The organism is Agarivorans sp. QJM3NY_30 (assembly GCF_050870855.2).
GTDB lineage: Bacteria > Pseudomonadota > Gammaproteobacteria > Enterobacterales > Celerinatantimonadaceae > Agarivorans.
Map to the genome: position 1 here is coordinate 1,129,216 of NZ_CP194038.2, position 18,370 is coordinate 1,147,585.

19 protein-coding genes are annotated in these 18,370 nt (G+C 45.7%); 7 read left to right on the forward strand and 12 right to left on the reverse strand.

The window, feature by feature from the left end; all coding sequences use genetic code 11:
• Positions 1–9 precede the first annotated feature (9 nt).
• Both ACRRSX_RS05175 and ACRRSX_RS05180 read left to right on the forward strand, forming a co-directional pair.
• Positions 10–993 (forward strand): imelysin family protein, encoded by a 984-nt coding sequence (locus ACRRSX_RS05175; RefSeq protein WP_432454261.1) that lies wholly within the window; start codon positions 10–12, stop codon positions 991–993.
• Positions 980–2,107 carry a DUF1513 domain-containing protein gene (locus ACRRSX_RS05180; protein ID WP_432454260.1) on the forward strand — a complete coding sequence of 376 codons (1,128 nt, stop codon included), beginning with the start codon at positions 980–982 and terminating at the stop codon, positions 2,105–2,107. Before ACRRSX_RS05175 ends, ACRRSX_RS05180 begins: the two co-directional genes overlap by 14 nt.
• A 35-nt stretch (positions 2,108–2,142) precedes the next feature.
• On the opposite strand, the gene ACRRSX_RS05185 is transcribed toward ACRRSX_RS05180, so the two are convergent.
• From ACRRSX_RS05185 to ACRRSX_RS05195, 3 genes are all read right to left on the reverse strand, one after another.
• Entirely contained in the window at positions 2,143–3,048 is a 906-nt protein-coding gene (locus ACRRSX_RS05185) for a DMT family transporter (RefSeq protein WP_432454259.1), read from the reverse strand.
• 229 nt (positions 3,049–3,277) lie between these two features.
• Positions 3,278–3,916, reverse strand: a complete 639-nt coding sequence (locus ACRRSX_RS05190) for a GTP cyclohydrolase II (RefSeq protein ID WP_432454258.1) — start codon at positions 3,914–3,916, stop codon at positions 3,278–3,280.
• Between the two features lie 244 nt (positions 3,917–4,160).
• Positions 4,161–5,024 (reverse strand): virulence protein, encoded by an 864-nt coding sequence (locus ACRRSX_RS05195; RefSeq protein ID WP_432454257.1) that lies wholly within the window; start codon positions 5,022–5,024, stop codon positions 4,161–4,163.
• A gap of 279 nt (positions 5,025–5,303) precedes the next feature.
• Between ACRRSX_RS05195 and ACRRSX_RS05200 the strand changes: the two genes are divergently transcribed.
• A complete protein-coding gene (locus ACRRSX_RS05200) occupies positions 5,304–5,930 on the forward strand; it encodes a hypothetical protein (RefSeq protein ID WP_432454256.1) in 627 nt (208 codons plus the stop codon).
• Between the two features lie 36 nt (positions 5,931–5,966).
• Positions 5,967–6,113: an AraC family transcriptional regulator gene (locus tag ACRRSX_RS05205; RefSeq protein ID WP_432456094.1), complete on the forward strand. Its 147-nt coding sequence runs from the start codon at positions 5,967–5,969 to the stop codon at positions 6,111–6,113.
• Positions 6,114–6,263: 150 nt separating this feature from the next.
• Here ACRRSX_RS05205 and ACRRSX_RS05210 read toward each other — a convergent pair whose 3' ends face one another.
• From ACRRSX_RS05210 to ACRRSX_RS05250, 9 genes are all read right to left on the reverse strand, one after another.
• Positions 6,264–6,764: a GNAT family N-acetyltransferase gene (locus tag ACRRSX_RS05210; RefSeq protein WP_432454255.1), complete on the reverse strand. Its 501-nt coding sequence runs from the start codon at positions 6,762–6,764 to the stop codon at positions 6,264–6,266.
• Between the two features lie 544 nt (positions 6,765–7,308).
• A complete protein-coding gene (locus tag ACRRSX_RS05215) occupies positions 7,309–7,464 on the reverse strand; it encodes a hypothetical protein (protein WP_432454254.1) in 156 nt (51 codons plus the stop codon).
• Positions 7,465–7,515: 51 nt separating this feature from the next.
• Positions 7,516–8,385 (reverse strand): hypothetical protein, encoded by an 870-nt coding sequence (locus ACRRSX_RS05220; protein ID WP_432454253.1) that lies wholly within the window; start codon positions 8,383–8,385, stop codon positions 7,516–7,518.
• Positions 8,386–8,915: 530 nt separating this feature from the next.
• Positions 8,916–9,695 carry a heme ABC transporter ATP-binding protein gene (locus ACRRSX_RS05225; RefSeq protein WP_432454252.1) on the reverse strand — a complete coding sequence of 260 codons (780 nt, stop codon included), beginning with the start codon at positions 9,693–9,695 and terminating at the stop codon, positions 8,916–8,918.
• Between the two features lie 7 nt (positions 9,696–9,702).
• Entirely contained in the window at positions 9,703–10,770 is a 1,068-nt protein-coding gene (locus ACRRSX_RS05230) for a FecCD family ABC transporter permease (protein WP_432454251.1), read from the reverse strand.
• Positions 10,771–10,842: 72 nt separating this feature from the next.
• Positions 10,843–11,709 carry a heme/hemin ABC transporter substrate-binding protein gene (locus ACRRSX_RS05235; RefSeq protein ID WP_432454250.1) on the reverse strand — a complete coding sequence of 289 codons (867 nt, stop codon included), beginning with the start codon at positions 11,707–11,709 and terminating at the stop codon, positions 10,843–10,845.
• Entirely contained in the window at positions 11,702–12,124 is a 423-nt protein-coding gene (locus tag ACRRSX_RS05240; protein ID WP_432454249.1) for an ExbD/TolR family protein, read from the reverse strand. Before ACRRSX_RS05240 ends, ACRRSX_RS05235 begins: the two co-directional genes overlap by 8 nt.
• Complete coding sequence (locus tag ACRRSX_RS05245; RefSeq protein WP_432454248.1) at positions 12,121–12,840, reverse strand: MotA/TolQ/ExbB proton channel family protein; 720 nt, start codon at positions 12,838–12,840, stop codon at positions 12,121–12,123. The genes ACRRSX_RS05240 and ACRRSX_RS05245 overlap by 4 nt, the downstream gene beginning before the upstream one ends.
• A gap of 4 nt (positions 12,841–12,844) precedes the next feature.
• Positions 12,845–13,702, reverse strand: coding sequence for a TonB family protein (locus tag ACRRSX_RS05250; RefSeq protein WP_432454247.1), 858 nt, complete (start codon positions 13,700–13,702; stop codon positions 12,845–12,847).
• Between the two features lie 172 nt (positions 13,703–13,874).
• On the opposite strand from ACRRSX_RS05250, the gene hutX reads away from it, so the two are divergent.
• The 3 genes from hutX to ACRRSX_RS05265 all read left to right on the forward strand — a co-directional run bounded on the left by hutX (position 13,875) and on the right by ACRRSX_RS05265 (position 18,007).
• Positions 13,875–14,387 (forward strand): heme utilization cystosolic carrier protein HutX, encoded by a 513-nt coding sequence (gene hutX / locus ACRRSX_RS05255; protein ID WP_432454246.1) that lies wholly within the window; start codon positions 13,875–13,877, stop codon positions 14,385–14,387.
• On the forward strand, positions 14,387–14,911 hold the full coding sequence (locus tag ACRRSX_RS05260; RefSeq protein WP_432454245.1) for a pyridoxamine 5'-phosphate oxidase family protein: 525 nt from the start codon (positions 14,387–14,389) through the stop codon (positions 14,909–14,911). Before hutX ends, ACRRSX_RS05260 begins: the two co-directional genes overlap by 1 nt.
• A 1,509-nt stretch (positions 14,912–16,420) precedes the next feature.
• A complete protein-coding gene (locus tag ACRRSX_RS05265; protein ID WP_432454244.1) occupies positions 16,421–18,007 on the forward strand; it encodes a methyl-accepting chemotaxis protein in 1,587 nt (528 codons plus the stop codon).
• Positions 18,008–18,370: the final 363 nt, after the last annotated feature.

An 18,370-nucleotide genomic window follows, 5' to 3' on the forward strand; every position in this document is an offset into this window, starting at 1 on the left:
GAAGTTGTCATGAATATTTATTTTTTACGAGTACTGACGTTTAGCCTATTGGGATTGCTGGGATTGACGTCGGTGCAGGCGGATAATAACCCACGAAGCCTTTGGTTGAAGCAGGAGCAACAGTATATCAGCGGTTTAGGGGGTCAGTTACTTGAGGCTGCGCAGGCTTATCAACAGCAAGTTGTAAGCTATTGTGCTGCGCCTAGTGCCGCTGCTTTAGCCGCCAGTCAGCAAGCTTGGCAAGCTAATTATCAGGCTTATTTACCCCTGCAGGCCAGTGCTTTAGGGCCGCTGCTGGACTTAAAATTAAATTGGGCGATTAGTTACTGGCCAGATAAAAAAGACACCACGGGACGCAAGGTAAAGGCAGCATTAAGTGTGGCCGAACCCAAGCTCAGTACCACACATAGTAATTTGCGCAGCCAAGCGTATTTATTATTTAGTGAATTGACGGCCAAACAGCGTTGCGATGTCTTATCGTCCCAGTTCAGTCGGTATTTACCCGTGGTGACGCTCGTGAGTAAAGGCCTGCAAAGCCTTGCAATACATCAAGACCAAGCGCCGCTCTTTCCACAGTTAAGCAGCGATCTACTGAACAGCTATCGTTTACAAAGTAGTATTATGCTGCGCAAGTACCGTGCGCTTTATTCCGAGAAACATCAGCGCTTGCGACCTTATCAAGGAGAAGCGTGGCGCGCTAATATCAGCCTGCACTTACTCAACCAACAACTCGCTTTATTACAGCAACGTTATACGAAATATTTGGCAGTTTATCTGCAACAGCTTGAGCCCACGCTTGCCAAGCAGGTTTCGCAACAGTTTGCGGCGGTGTTGGCCAGCATGCCTCAACAAGAGCCGTTAGCAGAGCAAAGCGATTTAAGTGCATGGCAGCAGGCTGAACCACAACTGGCACGCTTGGATAGTTTGTTTATGGAACAGATCCCGCAAGCCTTGTCGATTGATTTAGGGTTTAATAATAATGATGGCGACTAAATTAAATCGCCGTCAGTTATTGGTGCGGCTCGGTTGTTTAAGCCTGGGGTGTGGTTGGTTTCGTCCCGGGCTTGCGGCTAAATTATTACTTGAAGCAGACGATGCTCAAGCGAGCAACATGTTGCTCTTGGGCTGCTCCAAGCAAGCGCTGGAGTATCAATTGAGCGCGGTAACGCTTGATGGGGCAGTGCAATATCAAATCCCTTTGGCCGCGCGAGGCCATGAGGTGGCCGTGGCAAAACCGGAGTTTGATTTGGCGGCTTGTGTCGCGCGCCGCCCGGGGAAATTCATCGTGCTATTTAATCCTCGTCACGGTGAAATTCTCGATACTCTGCAGCCACCTATGGGCATGCATTTTTATGGGCATGCGAGTTTCTCTGAAGATGCTTTGCGCATGTTTGTTACCGCGGGCGAGCAGGATAGCAGTGAAGGTTATGTGCTGGTTTATTCACGCTCCGACTCGGCAACGGCTTGGCAGCTAAGTGCCCGTTGGCCGCTTGGCGGCTTGGGTCCCCATCAGTTATTGGTATTACCTGGGCAACGTTTAGTGGTGGCTGTGGGGGGGATCCATACTCGAGGCCGTGAAAAGCTTAACCTTGCGACGATGCGTCCGTCCTTGATTTATCTCAACAGCCTTAATGGTGAGCAGTTAATGCGTCGAAGCCTCGCTGATCATCAGCTTAGTATTCGTCATTTGGCTTACTCAGCGCATAGCGATACCCTATGGTTGGCTTGTCAGGGGCAAGATCCGGAGGCTGAAATTAGTTCTCTTGTGTACTCTCATCATGGTGAGGGGCCGCTGGTGGCTCTGGATCCCGATGCTGATTATTGGGGCTTATTCGATCGCTATGTTGGCAGTATTGCCTGTAGTCAGGGAGAAGTTTTAGCCAGTTCTCCTCGGGGGGCCAAATTGGGAGTGTGGTCGGAGGCGCAAGGCGAGTTGAGTCACTTAGTGCAAATGGATGATGTTTGTGGTTTGGCTGGTGGCGAAACGACTTGGGTAGCAAGCACTGGGCAAGGCCAATTACTCGGGCAACGAGGCTCTGGGGAAGATTGGCGGGCACAAAGCCCGCTGCAATGGGATAACCATCTTAATCTGATCGCCTTACCCTAAGTCACAGTGCTTTGTCGTGGCTAAGCGCTGTATTGCTAGTTGGCGAGCGGTGGTTGAGCACGACGGCGAAGCGGATTGCCCTTGGTAAATACAATCAGATTCCCAATGAATACGGTGGCGACTCCCAGCAAGGCTAGTGGTGTCCATTGGTAGCTTTCGAACAGGGTCGATAGGCCTAAGGCAACCACAGGAAACAGCACCGTAGTGTAGGCGGCTTTTTGTGGGCCTAAGCGTCCCACCAAGATCAGGTAGAAGCTAAAACCTAACACCGACCCCACTAAGGCAAGGTAGAATAAGCTACTCAAATACTTCACAGAGCTAGTGAGATGAAAACCTTGGCCGCTGAGCAGGCACCACAATAGCAGGAAGCTTGCGCCATAGGCCATGCCATAGGCATTGACTGACAACACCGGCAAGCCTTGCTTTTGCTGTTTTGCTGAAAGCACATTGCCTAAAGAGAAGCAGTAAGTGCCCGCCAATGCCATCAAAAGCCCAAGCACTTGCTTACCCAAGCCTTCACTTTGTTGTAGATTAGGGTAAAACAATAACACGATACCACTAATCCCAATGGCTCCGCCCACTAATAGCCTTAGACTCGGACGTTGTTTATAGAACAGCCAACTGTTGCCCATATTCATGATGGTGGCGATGGAAAATATAATCGAGATCAGTCCACTGGGGATGTATTGTGCGGCATGATAAAACAGCATGAAATTACAGCTAAATAGGCACAGGCCTAATAGTAAGCAACTGAAGTGTTGTTTTGGGTTGAGCTTTTGTAAGCGTCCGCTGAGGCGTAAAAAAATCATTAATATTAACGCGGCGATAGCAAATCGATACATGATGGAATTAGCGATGGGCACATCGCCAATTTGATAGGCTATCGCTAACCAAGTTGTCCCCCAGATCCCTACGGTTGCTACATAAATAAGAGCAATCATTTAAGCTTTCCTTGCGCGGCCATCGATACCCAATTAAAGAGTTCTATTATGCTGGAGTCGTCAGGCCGATGATTACAGATCTTTGCGCAATTTTAGGTGTTTTTATCGAATCTTGCGCATTTTACAAAAAGAGCAGCCGCCTCGCGGTTTGTATTGTGGCGGTGAAGTGCCGCTCAGGGCACTCTTCGCTTGGACTGTTTTGTTCGTTACTCGGTAGGGACTGAGTGGTTTACTCAGAAGACAGCAGATCTTTACTGAGTTTGAGTCGATGTTTACCGCGGGTGGCTTTGGTTACTAGGTAATAATGGTTGTCGACTTTACGATAGACCCCTGTGCTTTCCATTTCGCTGACGATAATGCCATTTTCTTCGAGGGCAGTTTGTTTACGTGGGTTGTTGCTGAGTAGCTTCAGCTGGTTCACTCCCATCGCTTTAAGCATTTGAGCTGCTTCGCCAAAGTCTCGCAAGTCGTCATCAAAGCCCAATTGATTATTAGCGCTATAGGTGTCGATACCCTTAATTTGCAGCTGATAGGCATCCAGCTTGTTGTATAAACCGATCCCACGGCCTTCTTGGCGCATATACAGGATAATGCCACCTTGCTCGGCCATTTTTTCGATGGCTTCATTGAGCTGTTCACCGCAATCACACCGTGAAGAACCAAATACATCGCCGGTTAAGCATTCAGAATGGATCCTCACTAGAGGGTTTTGTTGTTGGCTGTCGGCATTTTTGAAGACCAGTGCGACATGTTCTTTATCACTACTCAGATCTCTAAATGACAGCATTTCGGCAGGAATATCGCTGCGGCGTCCAACTTGAAAGGGGACTCGGGTGCGAATACGGGTGGTGTTTTCTGCTGGCTTCATCAATGCGCTCCATTACAACGGCGATGGCGAAGTGTATAAATTCATTCTAGCAAATGCAAAGCCTTCCTCTGCGTAAAATTTACTGGTTGTGGTTCAGCTATCCTAAAAACCTGATGGAGATGACAATCAAAAGCATTTTCACCATCCCTCTTACAGAAACGTAAATTGATTTTTTTGGGGGGGGGCTAAACTTGAACGACTCAGCTTTTTAAGGTGAATGATTTAAGTGAAGATTCCAGCTAAATTAAAAACGGTAGCCTAGGTTTAACATAAGGCTGGTACGTTGGCCCATTCCTAGTTCTAGTAGTGCCGCCAGTCGGTCGTTGAGAGAGACTTGAGCGCCTAATAGTGCATTCCATTGTGTTTTTAATCGCTGATTTACATCAAACCTCGTATTACTCGGAAATTGCGGAGGGAGAGCGATCCCGAGTTCGGATATATCACCATGAAAACTTTGCTCTAAGTTTTGGTACATCATTCCCCCCCACAGTTGAATGCTGTGGCCGCTGACTTCCCAGCGATAGCCAAGGCGAGGGCTAATGACGAGCGTATTGACTTCACCATTCAGAATATCGAGATCGGTGCGGCTATAGTTAATGTCGAATACACTAAACCAGTTGCCAATTCCCGCGACAAGGGTACTGCCGACGCCATAGGTAAGGCCTTTAAACTCGAGGTCTATTTGAAAAGGACTTAATAAAGGCTGACCTGCGAAGTTGATTTGTGCGTCGCTAATGCTGCTACCTTTGGTATAGCCGAGTAGCCCGTAAACATTTAAAAAGGGGCTGAGCCACAGATCGGCTTTAAAACTCAATGTTTCGGAATCTTGCACTGCATCACTGGTTTCAATATCAATTAAGGGCTCTAGTGCTCCTAAGCCTGAGAAAGAAATGTTATCGCTCGTTAAAGATTGCGACATTCCCAGATAATTTAGGCTGAAGCCATAGGGTTTCGGCAAGCTTTGGTTGCGCTGTTTTGCCTGCTCTGCCCCCATAGGAAAATAGGGTTTCTCTTCAGAATCGAAGTTATCTTCGACGACAGCCTCGGCGAAGAAGGGGGAATAGAAAGCGATAAATAGGCTTGCTTTCAGCCACTGAAGCTTAGTCATGAGATCCTTCTTTCGGTGATTACAGTGAATATTTTTAGGGGCGTTAAAGCCACCTTGCTATTGAGCGAAGAGTTACATCCGGATGTTACTAGGAGGGATGCCACAGCCGAACAAGCTTTGTCGTAAGTCTATCGACCGTGCTTATCATTTTGCCGTGGATTCTATTGAAAGTATTCAATTAAAACAAGCCATCTTTGCTTCTGATACGCTTGCTTAATCTTAATTCGTACTTATGATGGACGAATCTCCCTGAGCAAGCAGCCATGCGCTGGTGGCGTGATGAATTATTCACATTTATATCAACAAAATCAACGAGTTCATGTTTTCGAACGGCTGAGCAACGCTCGGGCAGTGCTGCATAACCGTGTCAATTTGAATCGGCAGTTAGGTTTTGCGCTGTGGTCTAATCAGGATGATGTGACTTCCTATCAGAAGCCAGAACACCACACCCTAAGTCTCTATCTGTCTGGCGGATATCAAACCAAACGGGTGCTTGGAGCGCAGTCGATTGGCGGTGGAGCACCGGGCAAGTTATGCATCATGCCTGCAGGGCATGAATCACATTGGCAGGTTGATGGCCCCTTGCGTTTTGTACATCTGTACTTTTCAGATGATGATCTCAGTCGCTGTATCGAGCAGACTTGGGATAAAAGTGCGGCACAAGTTAGCCTACAAGATTTAACTTTTATCGACGAACTGGCCATCAGCAGCCTACTGCAACACTGGGCTTTGAAGTTAAACTGGCAAGACGGCAGTGCGCAACTGGCCTTCGAATCAGTAAGCCAACTATTACTTGGCTATTTGCCGAAAAACTATGTCGATAGGCGTTTTACTGACTTACCAAGCAGCGGTGGTGTAGCTCCATTTCCGTTGCAGCGTTGCCAAGATTTCATCGAACAAAACTAGCTTCCAACTAAGCTTACACCAGTTAGTCAGCTTAGTCTGGTCGAGCTTGCTTACCAGCTCGGATTTTCTTCTCAGGCTCACTTTAGTGCTCGTTTTAAAAGCTTTACTGGGTATCGTCCCTTGGCTTATCGTCGCTCGCACAAGAGAGCAGCCCAATTTATCCATGTTGGTGGCTTCCTATAAGCGCAGCTGTCGCTTGCAAGGGATTCATTGCTATCCATATTGTGATTAATGTGAATATTTGGAAAGTCTGACTTAGCGTGGCGATCTGTTGAACAGTTATGCTGCTTGCAGGCAACATTGCAGGGCCGGGTCGTGAATCGTCATCACGCCTTAGCTGGCAATGAAACCATGGTCTGGTCGTATTCTGGACATGATGTGCATATCGATATAGCGACCCGATTTAAAGGTACTTAGCCTTTTTGTTCCTTCTATTTCAAAGCCGACCCGTTTATAAAGTGATATCGCCGCTGAGTTGTCAATATGTACTTCCAACTCTAAACGAACGAGGTTAAGCCAATTATCAGCTTGGTTTATCGCTTCTTGTAATAGTGCTTTGCCAATACCTTTGCCGTGAGCGTCGGGGTGTACTGCAATTGCAATCCCTGCACAGTGTCTATCTCGAATTTTGTTGGTTAAGAAAAGCGTTATGTGGCCTACAACTTTGCCGTTACTCTCAGCTACTAAGGTGTATTGCTCTAGATTATCAAATAAATTAGCCACAATATCAGAGCTAAGAAAAGGTAACTGAGAGGTATTTTCAGAAACCGATGAAAAGCTATAGATATCAAATAAATCGGTATTATCTGATCGTTCCAAGCGCCTGATTTTCATTGTTCAATTCACTCCTGATTAAAATCTATGGTGAGTACATTATGCGACTGAGCTAGAAGTGTATCGTAAATCTGGGGAAGTCCAAATAGCTTACTATGTTCGTTGGATTGCTTATGCATCGCTTATCTAAAGCCCCACAGGGCGCAGCAATTGAATTGATTATTTGCTAAAAGTAGGTCAAAGTATCGCTGTGAAAACCGCTATCCTTCGTGAAGCAATAATCAGGATGGTCAATTCCAAGCTGGTTGTTTCCTTATTAACTTACTCATTCAAATCAAATTTTTCTAAATTAGTCACTTATCTAGAGATTGTTGCGTTAGCGGACCAATTTGCAGATTTAGTGCTCTAGATTTTAAATATCACTGGTAATCACGTCCTAAAAATTCTGATGCTTGTTGCGCATCCACTGTGTCAATTAACCGTCCCAAGTAAAGCGTCAATCACTTTGGACTGACGCTTTACCTAAGCTTAGGTAACTGAGCAAATCGATTGTGAACCAGGAAGGTTTAATGTTTATCGAGCCAACGGTTTTGGTTTCTTAGACTTAAATAACGACCGGGAATCTGTACTGGGGGGGACGCATAATTTGTGGCTGATAATTAAATACCGAGCCAATTTGTTGCTCGGTGAGCACTTGCTCAGGAGAGCCACGAGTCACTGCGCTTGATGTCTGGTTATCGGCAAATTTATTCTGCGTCATAAGTTGCTCATATAATAAATCAGATTGGTATAAGTTGTGAGCAGCGTTCGCTTACTCAAGACGATAGAACCATTTTGCATCAATCGCATTGAATTTCTCACTGTTCAATGGGTTTTTAATATGGATGGCGGTTCGCGTTGCAAGCTGAGCTTTGCCGAGACCCTCCTTCATAAATGGATGGTTGCTCATTAGTCGCTGATAACTCCCTTGCGAGTAGGCGTTTTCTAAGCCCTTGATGATGTCGGCATAGAGTTCGGTGTTTTCTTTATTGACATAAAAGAAATGCCCCGATGGATAGACCAGCACCAGGCTATTCTCAATCACCAGATTTGGCAGTTTTGCTTTGTAGAACCGGAGGAATCCGTAGATTTCTCCCGCCCCTAATGGAAAGAAATCAAACCGTTCTCTATCAAGCATTTTAAGTAAGTTCTCGATCTTGGACGAGGTTATTACCTGCAAACCTGCGCTTTTTAAAATGACCACATCCGGCCAAGCTCTTCCCTGACCCGCAGTTTTGCTGTGAAGTTGTTGTAAAGTTTTAATCTTGGCAAAATCTTCAACTTGATTTTGGTGGATAATAAACAGTCGCCACCCCAGCAGTCCGCCATCGAGGGGAATGGGAACCATGTTGAACTGTTCTTCCAGCGAACTATCGGCCGCGTTGTCTGCGGCAGAGAGTTTACCCTCGCTCAACAGGCTAAAAGCCCGCTCTGTGTTGACTGCTAAGGGATAGAGTTGCAGTTGATATGGTTTTCCACTGTTCTTGAGCGCTAAGGCCATCATTTGATAGCCAAAGCTGGCTTCCTCAAGTCCATCAATATTTGGATACATAACGATAGTCTTGGCTGAGCCATCGCTGAATATACTGCTAAATCCGAATATGAGGCAAACAGATAAAAGCAGAATGGATACTCGTTTCATAAGTTCTCCTTTGAGCAACGTTACAACGTTCTACAAAAGAGGGGCCTTTCTCCCGGCGGCGCTCACTTTCAGGGGGAGTCCAGCTTGCTAGTAAAGCCTGAACATCATGCTCCTCAAGTCCTGTGTTTGTTATAGGCCAGTCAGACAAAAGTCTCCTGTTAGCTGTAAAGCACCATGCTCTAAGTTCAACACGTTTATACATATAAATTTAGCACATTTATCCTAGACTGAGGCTGATTCAGCATCATTTTGGTGCTATTTATGGCTTGGATAATTGGCGTCAAAACAATAAATGCTTAACCTGAATTAGGTGGTCAATGAATCGTCCATGATACTGCTATTTTTATTGCGGTCCAGATTGCTAAAATTAGATAAATATCTTTTATTTCTGTGTGTTACCCGTGATTGATGTTTTGAATATCAGTCGCAGGGCAGTGAACGCTTCGCTTAGTTAAGGGGGAACAGGCTTATTGCAAGCCTGCTGAGGAAGTACACAGAGGAGGATGACCGATAGTCTGAGCGACTACAGTTTAAATGATCACCGGAAAGCCATATTTGGGGTGGCGCATAATTTGTGGCTGATAATTAAATACCGTGCCAATTTGTTGCTCGGTGAGCACTTGCTCAGGAGAGCCATCGCCACATATTTCACCTTGCTTTAATAATACGATTCGCTCGCAGTAACGTGAGGCAAGGTTGAGATCGTGCACCACACTGATCACCGTGGCACCTTGCTGGCTTAGTTTTGAGGCATGTTGCATCAAGGCTTGCTGGTGGTTTAAATCTAAGGCGCTGGTGGGCTCGTCTAAGAGTAAGATTTGTTGTTCTATTGGGGTGTCGGCGAGTTGCGCTGTGACGCGAGCATAGTGAACCCGCTGTTTTTCACCGCCCGATAGTTGCGGGTAGGGCGTATCGCGATAGTGCCAAATGTCCATCAATTCCAGTTGTTGTTCAACGATTTGTAGCTGCTGCTGGTGGCTTAATTTACTGTTGATTAAGCCGAGACTAACTACCTCGCTAACGCTAAAGGCAAAGCTTAAGGCTGAACTTTGCGGGAGTACCGCGAGATGGCGGCTTAATTCTGTGCGTCGCCAGTGTTTGCGTTGGCGTTGTAAAATACTGAGTATGCCGGTGGGGGCTTCAAGATCGCCAGAAATGAGCTTGAGTAGTGAGCTTTTACCTGCCCCATTAGAGCCCAACAAGGCGGTATGTTGGGCTGGATAAAACGCCAGTGATAGGTCTTTAAAGAGTTGCTTTTTACCCAGAGTGAGACCGATGTTGCTGAGCTGTACGGTAGTTGAAAGAGTCATAGTCGTCCTAGGCAATGCGTTGCCGCTGTTGTAACAGCAAGAATATGAAGAAGGGCGCGCCAACCAGTGCGGTCACGATGCCTACGGGGAGCTCAGCAGGACTAATGATCATCCGTGAAATAAGATCCGCCATTAACAATAGTGCTGCGCCGAGTAAGCCGCTAAAAGGAATGAGTTGTTGGTGGTTGGGCCCAAGTAACATTCTCACTAAATGGGGAACCACTAAGCCGACAAAACCAATTAAGCCGGATACCGACACTGCAATCCCCACTCCCAGCGCGGTAAAGAAGATCAGTTGACTCTTGAGTTTTTGTACATCGATGCCTAGGTGGCCAGCTTCTGCTTCGCCTAATAATAGTGCGTTTAAGGCCTTGGCTTTGCGGCAAAACACTACCGTGAGTATGGTCAAGGTAATAAAAGCCAATAAGATATTATTCCAGCTGGCTCCCGCCAGTGATCCCATTTGCCACAGGCTCAAGTCGCGTAGCATTTGATCGTTAGCCAAATAGCTTAATAGGCCGATCCCAGCACCAGAAAGCGCACCAATGGCGATGCCCGCTAATAACATCATGACCACCGAAGTCCCATTGGCTGTTGTCCCCAAGCGATAAACCAAGATAGTGGTGATAAAGCCGCCGACAAAGGCAAACAGTGGTATTGCCAGACTACTCACCACGTTTGGGAGCTGCCAATCTAATAGACTCAGCAGCACAATGGCTATGGCAGCGCCAGCAGCACTGCCGCTTGAGACGCCAATAATACCGGGGTCGGCTAAAGGATTACGAAATAAGCCCTGCATGACCGCGCCGCACATGGCTAAAATAGCTCCCACGGCGATGCATAACAGGGTGCGCGGTAGGCGGATACCGGTGATCACTAGTTGGTAGTGAGCTGGAGCATCTGAATGCAGAGAAAAAGGCACTAAAGCTCTTAAAGCGTCTGCCACGGGAATGCTCATCGGCCCTTGAGTGACAGACAACAAGCCTGCGGCAATGAGTAACAGTAAGGAGGCCAACATAAACCAGCGAGACAAGCTGATTTTGGGGGAGACCGACTTTGGCGAAAATAGCGACATTAATACAACCTTGTAAAGGTTAAATAGCGAGTAATTGAGCTTATACATTCAGCTCTGTTTATATTATTGGGCTTATTGTAGGCGTTGGCTTAGCCGTGTTGCTTGTTCTAAGCTTGCTAAACCTAAGCCACCAATTAGTGCATGTCCATCAATCGCATAAATTGCGAGCTGTTGTCCAGCGGGCGTCGCCGCTAATACCGGAAAACTATCAATTACACCTTGTGGCCCACCGAGGGCGTCTAAACTTCGTTGGCTAAATAATAACAGTTCTGGTTGCAAGGCTAAAATGGCTTCGTTCGAGAGCGGTTTGTAGCTGTTAATATGCGGTTTTGCAAGGTTTACTGCACCAGCCAGTTCGATGATGCTATTGGCGGCTGTGTGATCTCCCGCCGCCATTAGTTTTTTGCCATCGTGGCTGATGAAAAATAAGCTATTGAGTTGGCGAGCAGTTTTAGCTTGTTGTTTTAAGTGGCTAATTTGTTGTTTTAGTTTGGCTTGTAGCTGTTGCCCTTGTTGCGGATGGCCTAATAATTCTGCGAGTTGGACTATCCGTTGCTCGAGGCCAGCGATAGTCGCTTCACTATTTAAACGATGTACTGCAATTCCAGCTTGCTGCAATTGAAGCAAGCTACTTTCGGGCCCCATTTCATCACTGCCAATTAAACCATCTAGACCTAAAGCGAGTAAGGCTTCGGCGCTGAGTTGGCGATGATAACCAACCACCGGTAGCTTAAGCCGAGGTGGCAGGTCACTGGTTGAATCTACTGCTACCAGTTGTTTCTCAGCGCCAAGGGCTATCACTATTTCGGTAATGTTAGCACCAGCACTCACCACGTGTTTTAGTGGCGACTCTGCAACGCTGATTGACGAGTAGAATAGGCTCGCGATAGTTAGGCAGAATAGCGGTGAAAGAAAGCGCAAAGGTTGATGCTTAATCATGTTTTTTTTCCATTAAAATTTGAGTGGTCTCTATCTTGAGTTGTTGTAATAATTCAAGCAATTTGAGCAATTGTTCGACTGGAACTTGGCGCTCGCTGGCGAGGCTGGTATGAGCCAAAGGTTGTTGTTGGCTCTGCTGTTTTAAGGCAGCGGCAAAGGTTTGAAAGTTTTGATAACGTTGTTGTCCAAGCCCCCATTTAGGTGATTCCGCAAATAGACTCAACTGTAGCTCGGCGGGTTGCTTTGCAGCTTGGGGCTGTGCTTGTTCGGTTTGTGGCAGGTTCATCTTCATCTGATAAACCCGAGAGTTTGCCGTGAGCAGCAGAAACACCAATACAATGAAGATAATGTCTAATAGGGCTGTTAGGTCCGGCATCATGCTGAAGCCACTATTTTTTTGTTCTATACGGATCATGCGGGGCTCTGAAGTTCCGGTTGAAAGGCCGCAAGGGTTTTTGCATCGTCGGCAAGGGTATCGACACCTTCAATCATCAAGTTGGCTTGATTGATCATTGTTTCCAGTTGGTGCACGATTTGATCCTTCCACAAGCTCAAAGCATGCGCAAAGGCAAGTGCGGGAACCGTCACCATTAAGCCTGCTGCGGTGGTATACATCGCTGTCCCAAGGCCTTGTGCTAGCATTGCTGGGTTAATTGCTTGCTCGGTACTGGCCAGAACATCGAACATCTCAATTAAGCCAAGCACGGTGCCGAGTAAGCCGAGTAAGGGACTAATTAGCGCTAGAATGTGTAAGGCTTTGAGACCTCGAGAGAGTTTTTGTTGCTGTTGGCGTAACCAAACGGCTGCTATTTCCTCACGAAGTGTCTTGCTTTGATGACGATGAACCAGCAATAGGCAAATTGCTTTGCGGGCGAGGCTACGAGATTGGGAAAAACAGCGAGCTCCTGGCTGGCAGGACGTTTGATTATTGACCAGCAGGTGAGTAGCTAATTGTAACCAATTTCGTTGATAGTTACTGAGTTGCACCGTGGCTAAGCTGATCACTCGTTCGGCAATGATTGCGCAGGCGAGTATTGAACAGGCGATGATTGGCCAACGTAAGTCGCCGAGCTGGTCTGCGGTGATGATTTGGCTAAAAGCCGTTAGTTTATCCATAGAGAATATTTGCATAGGGTCAACTTAATTTAAATTTAATCGGAATAAATACGCGAGACATTTGCGCTTGACCGTCAATCACTAGTGGCTTAAAGGGCCATTGTTGAACGGCGTTTAATGCGGCTTGGTCGAGGCTACTAATGCCTGAGCTAGTGCTTATTTCCCGCTTGATTTGCCGTCCTTTAGGGTCTAACCAAACTTCCACTATCACTTTGCCCTGCTGTCCGCGTTTTTTTGCCAAGCGTGGATAGACCGGGGCTTTCGGTGGATGGGCAAATTGTGGCTGGCTATTGAGTCTTGGTAGTTGTGCTAGACCTTGTTGCGGACTCGGTTTCGAGCGGCTAGATTGTTGCGGTATTCCTGAGGTGGTTTGAGTTAATTGCTCAGCCTCTGGTATTAATTTGTTAGGGTTAGTGCGCTGCTGATTAACTGGCTTTGCTTTGGGGTGAGTTGTGGGCAGAGGCGTCTTTTTAGTTTGTTGCGGTTGCGCTGCTTGGGTTTGGCGGACGGCGTGAAGCAGTGCGTCTGTTGGGGGCTGTTTTTCATGCTCAACGATTCCTATCGATTTAGTTGGTGTCGTTTGGGGTTTAGGCTTGCGCTTTGGTTTTTGAGCGGGGGGCGGAGATAACTCGCTCTGCATCACCGACTGAGGAGGATGTTCGACCAGAGCTTGGGCGACATCTGGCTCGCCTATAAAAGGAGCTTCAGCTTGCTCTGGCGCATTCAATATTTTGGTACTAATACTGATTCCATCGACCTTCGATGCCACAATGTCGCCACTACTATTTAGTTGCAGAGGGCTTGGTGAAGGTTTAAGTAATATAAAATAGGCGTGGATAGCAGCGGATAGCGCGATCGCGATAGTTAACTTTCCCATCTATTTTTATTCCGCTATTGCCCTCAATTAAGCAACAGAATATCGATAAAACAAATTCAAGTAAATACAAATGATAATGATTTGCATTCGATTGATGATTGGGTTAAGGTGGTTATATTGTTGTTAAGCGGACGGTCGCGTTTGCTTAGTCAGTGGTCGATAGGAGAGTTAAATGACGCTATCTGTAGCAGACGTGCTTGAGCAGTATCCCGATTTAAGTGTGGCTCAATTAGCCCAGAAAGCTCAATCTAGTGAAGCAGAAGTTGTCGCCCACTTGCCAGAACACATGGCATGTTGGTTAGTCACTGAACAATTACAATGGTTACTCTATGATTTGCCGAGTTGGGGACCATTAACCACAATTATTCAGATTGCGGGTTCAGTTTTTGAAATTAAGGATAGTTTTCCAGCCGGGAAATTGGGTCATGGTTATTACAACTTAATGGACAAGCAAAGCCACTTACATGGTCATCTTAAGTTAGAAAACATCGCTCAAGTGGCCTTAGTGAGTAAACCTTTGCGCGGTACAGAAAGTTATTGCTTCCAATTTTTTGATGATAGGGGAGACACCATTTTTAAGGTGTACTTGGGGCGTGATCGTAAGCGAGTCTTATTCGCCAATCAAGTGGAACGTTTTGAGTTATTAAAGCAAAAAATGGCTGTGAAAGAAGTAGAGGATTGCTAGTGAGCAGTGACAAGAGTGAGAAACAGCAGCGTTTGGCCTCGCGTTTAGGGCCCGAAATTGCAGATTTTATCGAACAACAGCAGAGTTTAATACTGGCTTCTCAGGGGGAAGATGGTTTCCCTCACAATTCGTATTCGCCGTTTGTTTTTTATCAGGCTGCATTTTTTATTTTTATTAGCGACATCTCCAAACATGCTCACTATTTACGTGCGCATGAAAAAGCCGCGCTAATGTTGATTGAAGACGAGACTAGTTCTCAGCAAATTTATGCCCGTAAACGCTTGAGCTATGAAGTGATTGCGCAACAAGTCGATGCCGAGCCCAGAGAGCAAGTGCTGGACTTATTAGCCAAACGCCATGGCGATATTGTCGAAAATCTTCGTCAGTTAAGTGATTTTAAGTTATTTCGTTTAACGCCGATTAACGGACGTTATGTAAAAGGATTTGGTCAAGCTTTTGATATTAAAGGTTATGACGATGTCGATTTTGTGCACTTGAAGGAAGGGCACAAAAAGCGAGCTTAAGGGCTCGTGGTTTACACCCGGGGTATAGCTGCCCCTGTACGTAAGTACTCTCTCCACACTCAGCGCAAGCTGAAACATTAGGTCTAATTGGACTAGAGCGGCACAACATTTCGTGCCGCTTTTTTTATGTTTTAAATTAGTGTGACGACTCGACCTATTTTGCGGCGAGAACCAAAGTGAAGGCTCTCCGCCATTGATGCAGCGCAAGCTGAAACATTAGGTCTAATTAGACTAGAGCGGCACAACATTTCGTGCCGCTTTTTTTATGTTTAAAATCAGTGTGACGACCCGCTCCATTTTGCGGCGAGAACCAAAGTGAAGGCTCTCCGCCATTGATGCAGCGCAAGCTGAAACATTAGGTCTAATTAGACAAGCGTGGCACAACATTTCGTGCCGCTTTTTTTTATGTTTAAAATCAGAGTGACGACTCGGCCCATTTTGCGGTTAGAGTAAAGTGAAGGCTCTCCGCCATTGATGCAGCGCAAGCTGAAACATTAGGTCTAATTAGACTAGAGCGGCACAACATTGCGTGCCGCTTTTTTTATGTTTAAAATCAGTGTGACGACTCGGCCCATTTTGCGGTTAGAGTAAAGTGAAGGCTCTCCGCCATTGATGCAGCGCAAGTTGAAACATTAGGTCTAATTAGACAAGCGTGGCACAACATTTCGTGCCGCTTTTTTTTATGTTTAAAATCAGAGTGACGACCCGCTCCATTTTGCGGCGAGAACCAAAGTGAAGGCTCTCCGCCATTGATGCAGCGCAAGCTGAAACATTAAGTCTGATTAGACAAGCGTGGCACAACATTTCGTACTGCTTTTTTTATGTTTTAAATCAGTGTGACGACCCGCTCCATTTTGCGGCGAGAGTTAAAGTGAAGGCTCTCCGCCATTGATGCAACGCAAGCTGCAACATTAAGTCTGATTAGACAAGCGTGGCACAACATTTCGTGCCGCTTTTTTTATGTTTTAAATCAGTGTGACGACCCGATCTATTTTGTGGTTAGAGTAAAGTGAAGGCTCTCCGCCATTGATGCAGCGCAAGCTGAAACATTAGGTCTGATTAGACCGTGGCACAGAACGGAATACCGATTTTATTTCTTGAATGTATGTAAACGATAGGCTTGTTCTGGTGACTTTGTAAATGATTCTTGCCATTCACGCTATATCTGTCGATTCCCTATTCTTCTGATAGGCCGCTGTTCATTATAAAATAAAATACCGTTTTATTTTTTAGGTTGGATACGTTTTATATTGATTTGTGATCCACTTGCTATGCAGAATAAGCGCCTTTGGCTTGCTGAACGTGAGCCATCGTTGTGGTGAAGGGGAGTGATTGCTTGATGAACGTCTTATCTGCTTGAAGATAATCAAGTACTAGGCTTTGTTTTAGTGCTAAAAATTTGTAAAAAAAACGCGATTAAATTGGCTAGAGTGAAGGAGGCATTCCATAATGTACTTATTCGCTTGGCTAAGTGATGGATAATAAAACTATGGATAAATGGAATTGCATATGAAGCTTTCAAGACAACTAACTTACTTAATGATCGTTGTTATTTTGGGATTTATTTCACTGGGTATTTTTGGATTAACGGAGTTAAAGTCTAGTTTGATCGAGAGCCGTAAACATGAAATTCAGTCAATATTAACTTTTGCCCGTACTCAGTCTCAACTTTATATTGATCAAAACAAAAAGGGACTAATTACGCGCGAAGAGGCAGAAGCAAAAGTCGTTGAAGTTCTATCGGGGATCCGGTTTGGTGCTTCCTATGTATGGTCGAATGATAACAAGGGCATGTCTAGGGTACATATTCGTCCCGAGAAGATGGGCATTTTTCAGAAGTCTTATCAGGAGCATATGGAGAAGCTCCAGAATAAAGACTTTGCCTTCTCTGTGGGAAGTAACCTTAAACCCAATACCAACATTAAAGTGATTAAGGTAAATGGGATGACTAAACTTCCAGGGTGGAATTGGGTAGTGGGTTACGGCGTCTATATGGATGATGTTGAGCAAACTTACTGGGATTTTGCTTTTAAGTTTTTGTTAATCGCGGCTGCAATCATTATTGTGGTGGTTGGTTTAACGATATTTATGTTGAAACTCATTTTGTCTAAGTTAGGCGGAGAGCCAAATTACGCGGTTGAGGTGACCAGTCGCATCGCTAAAGGAGACTTGTCGGAAAAAATTGAAGGTAAGTTTTCCGATGATAGCTTGCTTGGTTCAATTGCTTTCATGCAAAACTCATTGAAGACAATGGTTGCTGATATTCTTAAAGGTTCAAATCATCTGACGGAAGCGACCGCAGCTTTACATGAGCAGGTAGCGATGATTACCAATACTTCAAAGGGCGCTTCAGACGCATCGATTTCTACCGCCGCATCGATCTTTGAGATGTCCAGTTGTATCAAAGAAATATCTTCTAGTTCAGAAAAAACTGAGAAAAATTCAGAGCACTCTTACGAGGTCTGTAAAAATGGTGAATTATTGGTGCAGCGCTCGAGTGATGTGATTAATCAAATTTCTGAGCAAATTAGCACTTCAATGTCCGACTTTAAAAACCTACAAGATCGCTCTAATCAAATCGGCAGTATTGTGAAAGTGATTCGAGACATTGCCGACCAAACCAACTTGTTAGCACTGAATGCGGCAATTGAGGCGGCTAGAGCGGGTGAGCAAGGTCGTGGTTTTGCAGTGGTCGCCGACGAGGTGCGAACCTTAGCTTCACGTACCGCAACCGCAACCGCTGAAATTACAGAGACTATCAACGTGATTCAGAATGATACTGACGTAGTGGCGAAGGCTTTAGAGTCTATCCTTCCGAAAGTTCAAGATAGCGTTTCTAGCTCAGTTGAGGTGACTCAAATGCTTGGTGACGTGCAAACCAGTTCAACCGATACCTTGAATATGATCCGTGAAGTATCAAGTGCGACCTCCGAGCAGGAGCAAGCCTCAAACGAACTCACTATGCACGTCGAAAATATTTCAGGAATGGTGCAAGGCACTGCGGATTCAATTGAACAATGTCGCGATACGGTAGCTGCATTGGATGAATTGGCCAATGAGTTGAATAAATCGGTGAGTTATTTCACCCTGAAGTAACTTGTATCCCTCTCGCTGAAACAGTCGCAGTTTATGAGATTGTTTCAGCTTGTTTCATTTCCTCAAGATCCCATCCTCTATTTCCATTGGTTATTGCACTAGTCCCGGTTCTTCACTCACTTGGTATTTCCTAGATTTTCATGGATACAGTCTGCCGGTTTTAGTGGGAGTCTAAGCTTAGGCATTACTCATTGTTGATTGTGCGAGCTCAAAGGAGTCGCAGCGCCTCGTTGGCTGTGATAGCTGCCCTCTAGTAGGACATACATTAGCAATAGCTGGTTGCTTGCTTAACGAAAGTGCTCAGGCTTCCTCAGAGATAAGCTTAAATCTTAATAAATGTTCTTTTTTTGTCAGAAAGGTAAA

Excerpts from the sequence above, each read along its gene's own strand:
- ACRRSX_RS05175 (WP_432454261.1), top strand. The coding sequence starts at position 10 with ATGAATATTTATTTTTTACGAGTACTGACGTTTAGCCTATTGGGATTG.
- ACRRSX_RS05180 (WP_432454260.1), top strand. The coding sequence starts at position 980 with ATGATGGCGACTAAATTAAATCGCCGTCAGTTATTGGTGCGGCTCGGT.
- ACRRSX_RS05185 (WP_432454259.1), bottom strand. The coding sequence starts at position 3,048 with ATGATTGCTCTTATTTATGTAGCAACCGTAGGGATCTGGGGGACAACT.
- ACRRSX_RS05190 (WP_432454258.1), bottom strand. The coding sequence starts at position 3,916 with ATGAAGCCAGCAGAAAACACCACCCGTATTCGCACCCGAGTCCCCTTT.
- ACRRSX_RS05195 (WP_432454257.1), bottom strand. The coding sequence starts at position 5,024 with ATGACTAAGCTTCAGTGGCTGAAAGCAAGCCTATTTATCGCTTTCTAT.
- ACRRSX_RS05200 (WP_432454256.1), top strand. The coding sequence starts at position 5,304 with ATGAATTATTCACATTTATATCAACAAAATCAACGAGTTCATGTTTTC.
- ACRRSX_RS05210 (WP_432454255.1), bottom strand. The coding sequence starts at position 6,764 with ATGAAAATCAGGCGCTTGGAACGATCAGATAATACCGATTTATTTGAT.
- ACRRSX_RS05215 (WP_432454254.1), bottom strand. The coding sequence starts at position 7,464 with ATGACGCAGAATAAATTTGCCGATAACCAGACATCAAGCGCAGTGACT.
- ACRRSX_RS05220 (WP_432454253.1), bottom strand. The coding sequence starts at position 8,385 with ATGAAACGAGTATCCATTCTGCTTTTATCTGTTTGCCTCATATTCGGA.
- ACRRSX_RS05225 (WP_432454252.1), bottom strand. The coding sequence starts at position 9,695 with ATGACTCTTTCAACTACCGTACAGCTCAGCAACATCGGTCTCACTCTG.
- ACRRSX_RS05230 (WP_432454251.1), bottom strand. The coding sequence starts at position 10,770 with ATGTCGCTATTTTCGCCAAAGTCGGTCTCCCCCAAAATCAGCTTGTCT.
- ACRRSX_RS05235 (WP_432454250.1), bottom strand. The coding sequence starts at position 11,709 with ATGATTAAGCATCAACCTTTGCGCTTTCTTTCACCGCTATTCTGCCTA.
- ACRRSX_RS05240 (WP_432454249.1), bottom strand. The coding sequence starts at position 12,124 with ATGATCCGTATAGAACAAAAAAATAGTGGCTTCAGCATGATGCCGGAC.
- ACRRSX_RS05245 (WP_432454248.1), bottom strand. The coding sequence starts at position 12,840 with ATGCAAATATTCTCTATGGATAAACTAACGGCTTTTAGCCAAATCATC.
- ACRRSX_RS05250 (WP_432454247.1), bottom strand. The coding sequence starts at position 13,702 with ATGGGAAAGTTAACTATCGCGATCGCGCTATCCGCTGCTATCCACGCC.
- hutX (WP_432454246.1), top strand. The coding sequence starts at position 13,875 with ATGACGCTATCTGTAGCAGACGTGCTTGAGCAGTATCCCGATTTAAGT.
- ACRRSX_RS05265 (WP_432454244.1), top strand. The coding sequence starts at position 16,421 with ATGAAGCTTTCAAGACAACTAACTTACTTAATGATCGTTGTTATTTTG.